The 12,243-nt window shown below is 56.6% G+C and carries 11 protein-coding genes, 1 pseudogene and 1 riboswitch; of the genes and pseudogenes, 8 read left to right on the top strand and 4 right to left on the bottom strand.

The genetic code is table 11. The features are described from left to right. Window positions 1–6: 6 nt before the first annotated feature. Window positions 7–94: riboswitch (glycine riboswitch) on the bottom strand. Between the two features lie 129 nt (window positions 95–223). After that, a complete protein-coding gene (locus C230_RS0108380; protein ID WP_018131587.1) occupies window positions 224–538 on the bottom strand; it encodes a P-II family nitrogen regulator in 315 nt (104 codons plus the stop codon). 99 nt (window positions 539–637) lie between these two features. Here C230_RS0108380 and C230_RS19840 point away from each other — a divergent pair. After that, window positions 638–829, top strand: a pseudogene (locus C230_RS19840) (globin domain-containing protein); the annotation flags it as partial. A gap of 39 nt (window positions 830–868) precedes the next feature. Here C230_RS19840 and C230_RS0108370 read toward each other — a convergent pair. Together C230_RS0108370 and C230_RS0108365 are read right to left on the bottom strand one after the other, a co-directional pair. Continuing rightward, the gene (locus C230_RS0108370; RefSeq protein ID WP_018131585.1) at window positions 869–1,795 is read right to left on the bottom strand and encodes a DMT family transporter; all 927 of its coding nucleotides are present in this window, start codon (window positions 1,793–1,795) and stop codon (window positions 869–871) included. Window positions 1,796–1,810: 15 nt separating this feature from the next. Beyond that, window positions 1,811–3,136: a sigma-54 interaction domain-containing protein gene (locus C230_RS0108365; protein WP_245533974.1), complete on the bottom strand. Its 1,326-nt coding sequence runs from the start codon at window positions 3,134–3,136 to the stop codon at window positions 1,811–1,813. A gap of 261 nt (window positions 3,137–3,397) precedes the next feature. On the opposite strand from C230_RS0108365, the gene C230_RS0108360 reads away from it, so the two are divergent. The 5 genes from C230_RS0108360 (at window position 3,398) to C230_RS0108340 (ending at window position 7,972) form a co-directional block, all read left to right on the top strand. Beyond that, complete coding sequence (locus C230_RS0108360) at window positions 3,398–4,555, top strand: branched-chain amino acid ABC transporter substrate-binding protein (protein ID WP_018131583.1); 1,158 nt, start codon at window positions 3,398–3,400, stop codon at window positions 4,553–4,555. Between the two features lie 77 nt (window positions 4,556–4,632). Then, window positions 4,633–5,526 carry a branched-chain amino acid ABC transporter permease gene (locus C230_RS0108355; RefSeq protein ID WP_018131582.1) on the top strand — a complete coding sequence of 298 codons (894 nt, stop codon included), beginning with the start codon at window positions 4,633–4,635 and terminating at the stop codon, window positions 5,524–5,526. 1 nt (window position 5,527) lies between these two features. Then, a complete protein-coding gene (locus tag C230_RS0108350) occupies window positions 5,528–6,496 on the top strand; it encodes a branched-chain amino acid ABC transporter permease (protein WP_018131581.1) in 969 nt (322 codons plus the stop codon). Next, on the top strand, window positions 6,483–7,256 hold the full coding sequence (locus C230_RS0108345) for an ABC transporter ATP-binding protein (protein ID WP_018131580.1): 774 nt from the start codon (window positions 6,483–6,485) through the stop codon (window positions 7,254–7,256). Before C230_RS0108350 ends, C230_RS0108345 begins: the two co-directional genes overlap by 14 nt. Next, complete coding sequence (locus tag C230_RS0108340) at window positions 7,253–7,972, top strand: ABC transporter ATP-binding protein (RefSeq protein WP_018131579.1); 720 nt, start codon at window positions 7,253–7,255, stop codon at window positions 7,970–7,972. Before C230_RS0108345 ends, C230_RS0108340 begins: the two co-directional genes overlap by 4 nt. Before the next feature lie 127 nt (window positions 7,973–8,099). Here C230_RS0108340 and C230_RS0108335 read toward each other — a convergent pair whose 3' ends face one another. Further along, the gene (locus C230_RS0108335; protein ID WP_018131578.1) at window positions 8,100–9,479 is read right to left on the bottom strand and encodes a sigma-54 interaction domain-containing protein; all 1,380 of its coding nucleotides are present in this window, start codon (window positions 9,477–9,479) and stop codon (window positions 8,100–8,102) included. A gap of 240 nt (window positions 9,480–9,719) precedes the next feature. Between C230_RS0108335 and C230_RS0108330 the strand changes: the two genes are divergently transcribed. Together C230_RS0108330 and pruA are read left to right on the top strand one after the other, a co-directional pair. After that, the gene (locus C230_RS0108330; protein ID WP_026174221.1) at window positions 9,720–10,640 is read left to right on the top strand and encodes a proline dehydrogenase family protein; all 921 of its coding nucleotides are present in this window, start codon (window positions 9,720–9,722) and stop codon (window positions 10,638–10,640) included. Window positions 10,641–10,660: 20 nt separating this feature from the next. Beyond that, window positions 10,661–12,202, top strand: a complete 1,542-nt coding sequence (gene pruA, locus C230_RS0108325; RefSeq protein ID WP_018131576.1) for an L-glutamate gamma-semialdehyde dehydrogenase — start codon at window positions 10,661–10,663, stop codon at window positions 12,200–12,202. Window positions 12,203–12,243: the final 41 nt, after the last annotated feature.

Below are 12,243 nucleotides of genomic sequence, written 5' to 3'. Positions count from 1 at the left end.
GCGTCCCGCGCTTCCTCTGTCCTTTTGCCTGAGAGTTTCGCGATGATCGCTTGCCCCTTCGGCGCCCTGGCAGGGTCTCTCCAGAGGTTCGTCCGGTTGCGGTGTCACCCGCAACTTTCATCCGGCTGGATCGATTTTTTCCTATAGTAGCAGGACGGCGCGGTGCGCGTCAATCGCGGAGTGCCGTTTTCAGAAACGGGCAGCCACAGGAGGGAACCGTTTTTCATCCCAAACGGCTAGGTGGGAAATGTTCTGACACCAGAATCCTGTCCTTCTCTTTATTGCCTGTGTAAGTGAGTGAAAGAATCCTTTTGACCGCATTCTCCACCTGCTCTTCTTCCACAATGAGTTGCAGTTTTGCTTTGATGTGGGTTTGAAACGGCATTCGAATCTGTTTGGGGAAGGGGGAAACACCAAACAAACTGAATTCTTTCACATTTGTAATGTTGTAGTTTTCGATTTGCATGCGCGTGAGCGAGCGGACGACAGACTCCACCAGAGCAGGATCGAGAATCGTTTCAATCACTTTTTTCCCCATAGCCGGTCTTCCCCTCTCCGATATGTTCTTGTACCCGATTGTAGAACGGAGAAGGGACCGCCACAACAGTCAATGTAACCAAGTCTTACAAGAGGCCCGCATGCAGGAAAAATTCCTGCTAAGCTACGGTTGAGACCCCAACATGAGGGGATGAATCTGCATCCGGAGCATTTTGCGGCGGTCGCCAAACATTTGCAGGACGCGCTGGCGCATTTTGGCGTCGATCAGCGCGACATTGACCAGGTGTTGAGCCATATTGAATCGCTCAAGGACGATGTGTTGTACAAGTGACTCTGCAACCCCCTCTTTCTTTTTCAGGCGAAGAGGGGGTTACTTGTGCCCTTCCGCAGTCCCGAGCGCGGGCGGCTGAGGCGTCGGTTGATGGTGCGTAGTGCAGAGCACGATCCCGGCCAGCAGCAGGATGCCGCCTGCCACCTGCTGCAGCGACACCGTCTCGCCAAACACGAAATAGGCGAGGATAGAGGAACCGACCGCTTCCCCCAGAATCCCGACGGACAAAATCGAGGCGGGGATCCAGCGGATCACCCAGTTGAAGATCGAATGGCCCAGAAGCGTCGGAAACACGGCCAGGCACAAAAACCACAGCCAGTCGAGCGGCGGCGGCGAGAGCAGCTGTTCATCGTGAATCAGCACATAAGCGAATAATGTGACTGTGCTGATCCCGTACACCAGAAACGTGTAGGCGGCGGAATCGGCCCGGGCCCGGACATGTTGTCCGATCAGCCAGTACACCGATACCAGAAACGCCGAAAGAAGCGCCAAGAAATCGCCGAACAGGACGTTCGGCCCGGACGTGAAATCCCCCCAGCCGATAATGACCGAGCCGATGATCGCCAACAGCCCGCCCAGCCAGGCATTCCTCGAAAGCTGTTCTTTAAAAACCCAGATCGATCCGGCGAACGTAAACAGCGGCTGCAGCGACACCAGCACCACCGAACTGGCGACAGACGTGTACTGGAACGACATGAACCAGTAGATGAAGTGAAACGAGAGCATCACGCCGGACACCGCACAAAGCAGGTAGTCTCGCCCCGTCAGGCCGGTGAGCGATTGCCGGAACGCATTCCGCCTGGCCACCATGAACGGGATCATCAGCATCACCGTAAAAAACAGCCGGTACGCGGCCGTCAGTCCGGGCGACGAAGCGGACAATTTAACGAAGATGGCCGACGAGGAAATCGATAAAATGCCGATGACAAGCGCCAGATAAGGCGGAAAAAAAGGCCGGTTTGGCATGCGCAACCCCCGTTTCTATAATCCGTATTGTTTGATCTTGTAGTACAAAGCGCCGCGCGAGATGCCCAACAGCCGGGCCGCTCCCGCTTTGTTGCCGCCCGTTTTCCTGAGTGCGTCCTCGATTTTGGCCCGTTCCATCTCCTCCGAGAGAGCGGACAGCGGCAACGCGTCTTCCGCCAACTGGGACAAAGTGGTCAGCCGGATCGCCGGCGGCAGGTGCTCCAGCGTCACTTCCCTACCGTCCGCCACGATTGCCAGATACTCCATCACATTCCGGAGCTGCGGCAGATTTCCCGGCCAATCGTAAGTGGTCAATGCCGCCATCACTTCCGAACTCAGGCGGGGGACCGGTTTTCCGACGGTTTGTGCCGATTTGCTGAGAAACAGATGGCAAAGCTCCGGCAAATCCTCTTTTCGCTCCGCCAGCGCGGGAACCGCAAACGTATGAAACCGGTAAAACAGTTCTTGCAAAAAAACGCCCTTCGCCACCAGTTCTTCAACTTCCGGCACGGAAGAGGCGACGATTTGGCAGCGCAAAGGAATCGGATTCATCCCGCCGGTCCGGAAAAAGTGGCCTTCGCCAAGCGCTTGCGACAGCTTGGATTGGGTCGGCAGCGGCAGGGCATGCACATTTTTCAGATACACGGTTCCGCCGGCCGCCAGTTCCAATTTTCCCGGCCGTTCGTCTTCGCCGCCAAACGTTCCCCCTTGGTAGCCAAACAGTTCGGCGTCCAGCAGGCCGCTCGGAATGGAATCGCAGTTGATGGCGATAAACGGGCCGGACTTGTTGCCGGTCCGGTGAGCGAGAGCCGCCAGCGTTTGCTTGCCGACACCCGCTTCGCCGGTCAGCAGAATCGAGAACGACTGTTTGGAAGTGTGTGTTAAAAACTGTAAAATTTGCTGCATCGACCGGCTGCGATGCACCAACTGCCGGCCGGGGGGTGCGTCAATCGGGCTGTCCGGCCGATTGTACAGTTCCTCGCTTAATTTTACCGTGTGCGTGATGTCCTGCTCGATCGCGACCGCTCCCAACAGTTCCCCATTTTCATCGTAGATCGGGACGGCATTGATAAACACATGCTTGTCGGGCCGCGGACGATGGTACACCTGGTAGACCGGACAGCCGGTCTCCATCACCTGAAACAGCATCAGCGAACCTTTCTGAAAAAAGTTCCCGATCGGCTTCCCGATAATCTGCTCTTTCGGGATGCCGTAGAGCCGTTCCGCCACATTGTTCCAGTAGAGCACCGTTCCGTCCCGGTCCACGCCGGTCACCGCATCGTTGACCGAATCGAGCAAAACGTCGAAGAATGCTTTGATCTTTCGAGATTGGCTATCCATCATACACTCCCACCCCAAAGGCTATCTCTATTATTCAAGTTTTTGTATAAATACGCAAATTGGGTGTTGTCGAAACTGAGTCAGGTAGTGTAGAATTATGGCGTGGGTGTTCAAGATTTGGACACATTATCGCTGATATGTCTAATTTTAAACACCTATTCACCGTTTCGTCTACTACCAAACAATCGGTAGTTAGATGTGCCTGCGTCTAAGCGGCTAACGCGGAGTAAATCATCCATGATCAAAGGGGGTCTTACAGAAATGAAGGTGTGGAGGAAAATTGGGATTGGACTGTCCGCCGCATCGCTTTTTGCATTGACGGCGTGCGGAGCGGGCGGTTCTTCCGGATCGTCCGGGCAGGGAGGCGCTTCCGGCAGCGAGATTTTGATCGGCGTGCAATCGCCGACTACCGGTTCGGAAGCGAAAATGGGCAAGGACATCAACCAGGCGATCCAACTGGCAGCCGATGAAATCAACGCGAAAGGCGGCATCAACGGCAAACAGATCAAATTGGTGTTTGCAGACGATGCATGCGACCCGCAAACGGCGACTGCAGCTGCCAACAAGCTCGTGTCGCAAGGCGTGGTGGCGGTTGTTGGCGGCTATTGTTCCGGGGCTACGCTGCCGGCGTCCGGCGTCTATCACAACGCGGGCATCCCGATGGTTGTAACCGCTGCCAACTCGGCAAAAATCCCGGCGCAAGGCTATAAGGAAATCTTTTTGATCAACGGAACGACGCTCCATCAGGCGGACAAAGCGGCCGACTACATGGTCAACCAGCTGAAGGCAAAACGGATCGCGATCGTCCATGACAACTCCGCTTTCGCCAAGGATCTGGCGGAAAGCACCAAGCAGGCCGTGCAGCAAAAAGGCGGGGAAGTGGTCGCGTTTGAAGCGGTCAATCCTGACGAGAAAGATTTCACCTCGCTGCTGACCAAACTCAAAGCGGCCAAACCGGACGCCACCTATTGGACCGCGTACTATGCGGCCGGCGGACTGTTGATCAAACAGTTCAAGCAGTTGGGCGTTCCGGGTGCGATCGGCGTGGGTGACGGAGCAAACGACAAGACGCTGATTGACATTGCCGGCAAACAGGCGGCGGAAGGAACGTTTGTCACGACCAGCCCGACGCCGGAATTCATCCCCGGTGCGAAATCGTTCATTGACTCGTACAAGGCGAAATTCAAGGAAGAACCGGGCCCTTACTCGGCTCTCTCCTATGACGGTATGCGCCTGCTGGCCGACGCGATTACCCGCGCCAACTCGACCGACAAAGCGGCGATCGTGAAAGCTCTGCAAGAGACGAAAGGCTTCAAAACGTTCGGCGGCGACCTGTCGTTCAAGCCGGATGGCACGTTGGAAAAATCGAACTTCATCGTGATTCAAGTGAAAGACGGTAAGTTTGCACTTCCGCAATAACGGTTTCAGACAGCGAGAATCCCGGGGATTAGCCCGGGATTCTTACTGAAGGGACGGGCATGGAAAGGAGTGGAATGATGGATATTTTCATCCAGCAGTTGGCGAACGCCATTGTGGTCGGCTCGTTTTACAGTTTGATCGCCCTCGGGTATTCGATGGTGTATGGAATCATTAAACTTTTGAATTTTGCACACGGTGATCTGTACATGGTGGGTGCGTTCGCCGGCTTTACCGTGTTGTCGCTTTTTACGGGCGAAACGGGAGTGCTCGGCATCGCGGCGGCGTTTCTGGCGGCGATGCTGGTGACCGGGTTGCTCGGGATCGGGATTGAGCGGGTCGCTTACCGGCCGCTGCTGTCCTCGTCCCGGCTGACCATTTTGATTACGGCGGTCGGTGTATCGCTGGTCCTGGAAAATGGGGTGATGCTGTCCTACGGTCCGAGTTTCAAGGTGTTCCCGGCACAGCTTCCGATCTCCGGGTTCCAGTTGGCCGGAGCCACCATCACGTATTCTCAGATCGGGCTGATCCTGATTTCGGTCCTGTTGATGGTCGGCTTGCAGTGGTTTGTGAACGGCACATTGTACGGCAAGGCGATGCGCGCCATTGCGATCGACCAGACAGCCACTTCGCTGATGGGGATTCCGGTGCACCGGATCATTAGCCTGACGTTTTTTATCGGTTCGGCGTTGGCGGCCGCGGCTGGCATGATGGCGGGGCTTTATTACGGTCAGATCAACTTTTTGATGGGATTTATCGTCGGTTTGAAAGCATTTACAGCAGCGGTGATCGGCGGCATCGGCAGCATCCCGGGAGCGATGCTCGGCGGGCTGGTGCTGGGGGTGCTGGAGACGTTCGGCACGGTTTACGCCGGTGGCGAATGGAAAGATGTGTTTGCGTTTGCGATTTTGATTCTCATTCTGACTTTGAAGCCGACCGGGTTGCTCGGCGAAAAAGTGACGGAGAGGATGTAGGATGCGAAACAACAAGCAACAGGCCAATCGCTTTGCGCTTGCCGGATTGGCCGCGATCGCGCTGCTGTTTCCGGTTTTTAGCAACAACTACTGGATGGACGTCGCCACGATGGCTCTGTTTTACATCGTGCTGGCGCTTGGTTTGAATGTGGTGGTCGGTTACGCCGGATTGCTGGATCTCGGGTATTCCGCCTTTTTTGCGGTGGGTGCCTATACCACTGGAATTCTGATGACGCAGTACAAGCTATCGTTTTGGGTGACATTTTTGCTGGCGGGCATTCTGGCCGGTTTGGCGGGCGTCATCATCGGCGCGCCGACACTCCGGCTGCGCAGCGACTACCTGGCGATCGTCACCCTCGGGTTTGGCGAGATCATCCGCATTTCCGCCAAAAATCTACAGATCACCGGCTCCGCGTCCGGCATTTTCGGCATTCCGCGGCCGCAAATCGGCGGCTATACGCTATCGACGATCACCGATTTTTACTATGCGATGCTGGTGCTTGCCATCGTTACGCTGTTTGCAGTCTACCGGCTGGGGCACTCGCGGATCGGCCGGGCGTGGCAGTACATCCGGGAAGATGAAGATGCGGCGGAAGCGATGGGCATCGACCGCGTGCGGCTGAAACTGCTGGCGTATGCGATCGGGGCGGTGTTCGGCGGGTTTGCCGGATCGCTGTTCGCCGTCAAAATGTCGGCGATCGCACCGGAAAGTTTCAACTTCATGCAGTCGGTGATGATCCTGCTGGCGATCGTCCTCGGCGGACTTGGCCGTTTGCCCGGCGTTGTGCTGGGGGCGGTGCTGGTCATCCTGCTGCCGGAAGCGATGCGCAATTTTTCCGACTGGCGGTTCTTGTTGTTCGGGGTGGCGCTGGTCTTGATGATGCTGTTCCGCCCGCAAGGCTTGTGGCCTGTCCGCAAGGATATCCTGATCGAGCAACCGGAAAGGGGAGGATCCAATGTCTCTGCTTAAAGTGGAGCATCTGACGTTACGGTTCGGCGGCCTGACGGCGGTCAACGACCTCAGCTTTGAAATTCCGGAGCGGACGATCATCAGCGTGATCGGACCAAACGGAGCCGGCAAAACCTCCCTGTTCAATATGATCACCGGTTTTTACAAGCCGACCAGCGGTGATATCCAATTCAACGGCGTCCGCATCGTCGGCAAAAAGCCGAGCCAGATCACCAAGCTGGGAATGGCCCGCACGTTTCAAAATTTGCGGCTGTTCCCCAACCTGTCGGTACTGGAAAACGTGATGAGCGGCATGCACAGCAAAACGTCGCAGGGAGTATTTGGCGCCCTGTTCCGGACACCGGCGCAAAAGCGGGAAGAAGAGCTGATCCGCTCGGTCGCCGAGTCCTGCATGGAGTTTGTCGGAATCAAGCAATATGCCGGGCGATTGGCAAAAAATCTGCCGTACGGCATCCAGCGGCATGTGGAAATCGCCAGGGCGCTGGCGACAAAACCGAAGCTTCTGTTGCTGGACGAGCCGGCTGCCGGATTGAACCACAGCGAGAAACTGGAGCTGGTCCGGCTGATTCAACGGATTCGGGAGGAGTTCGATCTGACAGTGGTGTTGATCGAACATGACATGGGACTGGTCAATCAGGTGTCGGAACGGATTCTGGTGTTGAATTACGGACAGAAGATTGCGGAAGGATCACCTGCCGATGTGTTGAACAATCCGCTGGTGATCGAAGCCTACCTCGGGAAGGAGGAGGATGCGGTGTGAGTGTATTGCTGGAACTCTCCCAGGTGGATGCCTATTACGGCAAGATCCAGGCACTCAAAGGCATCGACCTGACGGTGCGGCAGGGGGAGATCGTCGCGCTGCTCGGCAGCAACGGGGCGGGCAAAAGCACGACGCTGAAAACGATCTCCGGACTGGTTCGCGCCCGCAGTGGCAGCATCCGGTTTATGGGGCAAGATATCAGCAAGCTGTTGCCGCACCAGATTGTGGAGCTTGGGATCGTGCACGTGCCGGAGGGCCGCCGGATTTTTGGCGGGATGACCGTCACGGAAAATCTGGAGCTGGGCAGCTTTACAAAACGGAAAGACCCGAAGTTCATCAAACGGACGATGGAACAGGTGTTTGAGCTGTTTCCGCGGCTGAAAGAGCGGCACAAGCAGAAGGCGGGGACACTGTCCGGCGGCGAACAGCAGATGCTGGCGATCGGCCGGGCGCTGATGAGCGACCCGAAGCTGCTTATGCTGGATGAGCCGTCGATGGGACTGGCACCGATCGTCGTGCAGGGGATTATGAAAATTATTAAACAGATCAATGAACAGGGGACGACCGTTCTGCTGGTCGAGCAAAATGCGAAAGCGGCACTGAAACTGGCGCACACCGGCTATGTGATCGAAACCGGCCGCATCACGATGCAGGACCGCGCGGAAAAACTGCGGGAAGACGACCGGATCGTCAAAGCGTATCTGGCAAGTGTGTAACCGCTGCCCGAAGTTGGGCCGTGGGGCAGGGTGCTGCGGCCGCGGTCGGGTGACAGACGGGCCAATCATCGGACGGGGTCCGCAATCGTCGACTCCATCGGCGGCCGCAGGAGAGCGGCTCGCTCCCTTACCGCAGCCCGTACTTGCGCAGCTTGTTGTACAGAGTACCGCGCGAGATGCCGAGCAATTTTGCCGCCGCTGCCTTATTGCCGTAGGTGGTTCGCAACGCGCTCCGAATCTGTTGCAATTCCGACTCGGGTTCCGTTGTTTCCCCTTGGTCAAAATCGGGTGCGGCTGTAGGGGGAATATCGGCGTCGAGGCGCGGTGCCCGGATCGAGGACGGCAGATGCTCCCGCCGGATGCGGCTGCCTTCGGTGAGAATCACCAGCCGCTCGATCACGTTGCGAAGCTGCCGGATATTCCCCGGCCACGGATAGTGCATCAGGCTGACGACCACTTCCGGATCGTATTGTGGAACCGGTTTTCCGTATTGAAGGGCGATTTCCTTTGTAAACAACTGCACGAGTTCTGGGATGTCCTCGATGCGCTCCCGCAAGGGAGGGATCTCGAGTGCGACGACATTCAACCGGTAGTACAGATCTTCTCGGAAGGAACCTTGCGCGACTCGCTCTTCCAGATTACGGTTGGTGGCCGCAATGATGCGGACATCGACTTGCACCGGTTCGGTGCCGCCGACGCGGTAAAATTGCCGTTCCTGCAGTGCGCGCAGCAATTTGACCTGCATGTCGAGCGGCAGTTCGCCAATCTCGTCGAGAAACAGGGTGCCGCCGTCGGCGAGTTCCATTTTTCCCGGCTTGCCTTTACGGTCCGCTCCGGTGAACGCGCCGGACTGGTACCCGAACAGCTCGCTTTCAAACAGAGCAGCCGGAATGGCCCCGCAATTGATGGCGACAAACGGTTTGCCGGAACGGCGGCTGGCCCGGTGGATGGCGTGAGCGAACAGTTCCTTGCCGACACCCGATTCGCCGGAGATCAAGACGGTCGCATCGGTCGGAGCGACGCGGCGGGCGATCCGGATCGTGCGAGAAATGGTCGGACCGTTTCCTTTGATCGGATGAAACGGATCGTCGGTCGGTGCATACTGTGTCATTTTTTCCTCGAGCGTTCGCAATTGGGAAGTCGTCGCGAACAACTCGTTGCCGAGCCGGACGAGTTTGGTGACATCCTGCTCGGAGGAGATGGCGCCGATGATCCGGCCGTCTGCGACAACCGGCGAAGTGTTGACCAGGACGTGCGTCCCCGGGCGCGGTTCATGGTAGGCTTGCCGGATCGGCCGCCCTTCCTGCAGGATCTGGGCGATCATTAACGAGTTCCAGCGAAAATCGGCGATGTTCCTGCCGACGATGGCGGCTGCCGGGATGTTGTACAATTCTTCCGCCGCCCGGTTCCAATGGGTGACGGTGCCGTCCTCGTCGACGATGGTGATCGCTTCGTTGACTGTATCAAGCAAGGTTTGCAGGATACACTCGGTTCGGGAAAGTGGCATTGCGAGATCCCCCGTTTTCAGTCGTAGTGGATTTGAGCTGTGCCGCTTGTCAAGCGTATTGTACAAGATGAGACAAAAATGTTCAAATATGTTCAATGTTGAACAACTGTGTATCCGGATGTTAAACAAATGTGTTCAAGTTGATTTTGTCCAAGCCGCATTCCAAGCCGGATATTTGGTTGGCACGAATATTGCTTACACATAAGGGTGAGAAACATGGGCAAGAAAGGGGATTTTGGTTTGGAGCAACTGATGCGCAATACGTTGCTGTTTTTGTCGAAGAACCGGACGGCCAACCGGGCGGCGAAAAAATACGGACTCCGCTTCGGCGCCAGCCGGTTTGTGGCGGGCGAGACGATCGACTCGGCAATCGCCGTCGTACGCGAACTGAATGCGCAAGGGATTGTCGCAACGCTCGACCATCTGGGTGAGTTTGTGTTCAGCCGCGAGGAGGCGATTGAGTCGGCCGATTACTGCATCCGTACGCTCGATGCGATTCACAGAGCGGGGGTGCGGTCCAACCTGTCCCTCAAGCTGACGCAACTGGGACTCGATATTTCGAAAGAACTGTGCATGGACAACATGCGGCGTATTCTCGACCGCGCGAAACAATATGATAATTTTGTGCGGATCGATATGGAAGATTACGCACACAACGAGGTCACGATCGAGATTTTTAAGGAGTTGCGGCGGGAGTATGGCGCAACGGTCGGCCTTGTGATTCAGGCGTACCTCTACAAAAGCGAGGCGGATCTCGACGATTTGGACCAGTTCAAGCCGAATCTCCGTCTGGTCAAAGGGGCGTACAAGGAATCGCCGGAGGTTGCGTTTCCCAACAAAGAGGATGTCGACCGCAACTTCATTAAACTGATCGAAAAACACCTGCTGTACGGCAATTATGCGGCGATCGCGACCCATGACGAAAAAGTCATCGAGCACGTGAAACGGTTTGTGAAACAACACAACATCCCGAACTCTCAGTTTGAATTCCAGATGCTATACGGGATTCGCGTGCAACTGCAGCAGCAGCTGGCGAACGAAGGCTACACGATGCGCGTGTATGTGCCTTACGGCAACGACTGGTACGGCTACTTCATGCGCCGTCTGGCGGAACGTCCCGCCAACGTGGCGTTTGTTTTGAAGTCGATGTTGAAAAAATAACGTTGGGAGGATGCAGGAACATGATCGAATTCCGCAACGAACCGTTCACCAATTTTGCCGATCCGGCAAACAAGCAGGCGATGCAGGCCGCACTGGCCAAGGTGAAGTCGGAGCTTGGCAAGGAGTATCCGCTGGTCATCGGCGGCGAGAAGATTTTTACGGAGAAAAAAGTGAAGTCGATCAACCCGGGCAATCTGGACGAAGTGGTCGGCATCCAGTCGCAAGCGGACAGGAATCTGGCGGAAAAGGCGATCCAGGTGGCGCTGGAAACGTTCAAGACCTGGCAATACGTCGATCCCGAGACGCGCGCCGGCTATCTGTTCAAGGCAGCGGCTGTGATGCGCCGCCGCAAGTTTGAGTTTGCCGCCTGGATGGTCTATGAAGTGGGCAAAAACTGGGCGGAAGCGGATGCCGACGTGGCCGAAGCGATCGACTTTATGGAGTTCTACGGGCGCGAGATGATCCGCTTGGGCGGTCCGCAACCGTTGGTGCCACTGCCGGGCGAAGACAATCGCTTGTACTACATCCCGCTTGGGGTCGGCATCATTATCCCGCCGTGGAACTTCCCGCTGGCGATCATGGTGGGGATGACCACCGCCGCGATCGTTGCCGGGAACACCGTGCTGCTGAAGCCGGCTTCCACGTCGCCGATCATCGCGGCCAAGTTTGTGGAACTGATGGAAGAGATCGGTCTGCCGCCGGGTGTCATCAATTTTGTTCCGGGTTCCGGATCGGAAATCGGCGATTTTCTCGTGGAGCATCCGAAAACCCGCTTCGTTTCGTTCACGGGATCGCGTGACGTGGGCTTGCGGATCAATGAACGGATCGCGAAAACGGCGGAAGGTCAAATCTGGATCAAGCGGCTGGTGGCGGAAATGGGCGGCAAGGATGCGGTCGTCGTCGACGCGTCGGCCGATATCGAAGAAGCGGCTGTCGGCATTGTGCAATCGGCGTTCGGTTTCCAAGGACAAAAATGTTCGGCCGGCTCCCGCGCGATCGTACATAAGGACGTGTACGACGCGGTGCTCGAGAAAGTAGTGGAAAAAACGAAAGCGCTGCAGATCGGTCTGCCGGAAGAAAACTATCCGATCGGTCCGGTGATCGACGAGAACGCCTACAACAAGATTCTCGAATACATCGAGATCGGCAAGGGCGAAGGTCGCCTGGTGCTCGGCGGCGGCAAGGCGGAAGGGAACGGCTATTACATCCAGCCGACGATCATTGCCGATGTGAAGGAAGACGCCCGCATCATGCTGGAAGAGATCTTCGGACCGGTGCTCGCGTTCTATAAAGCGGACAGCTTTGAAAAAGCGATCGAAGTGTTCAACAACACCGAGTACGGCTTGACCGGGTCGCTGTACAGCAATGACCGGGAGCATCTGGAATACGCGCGCAAACATATGCACTGCGGCAATCTCTACTTCAACCGCAAGTGCACCGGCGCGCTGGTCGGTGTGCACCCGTTCGGCGGATTCAACATGTCGGGCACCGACTCGAAAGCGGGCGGCCGCGACTACCTGCTGCTGTTCACGCAGGCGAAAGTCGTGTCCGAGCGGTTCTAAGCAGTCAACGTATCCCATACCAAACCAAACGATCCCGTACC

This window comes from Effusibacillus pohliae DSM 22757 (assembly GCF_000376225.1).
GTDB classification, from domain to species: domain Bacteria; phylum Bacillota; class Bacilli; order Tumebacillales; family Effusibacillaceae; genus Effusibacillus; species Effusibacillus pohliae.
This window is presented reverse-complemented; position numbering and strand designations above follow the sequence as displayed.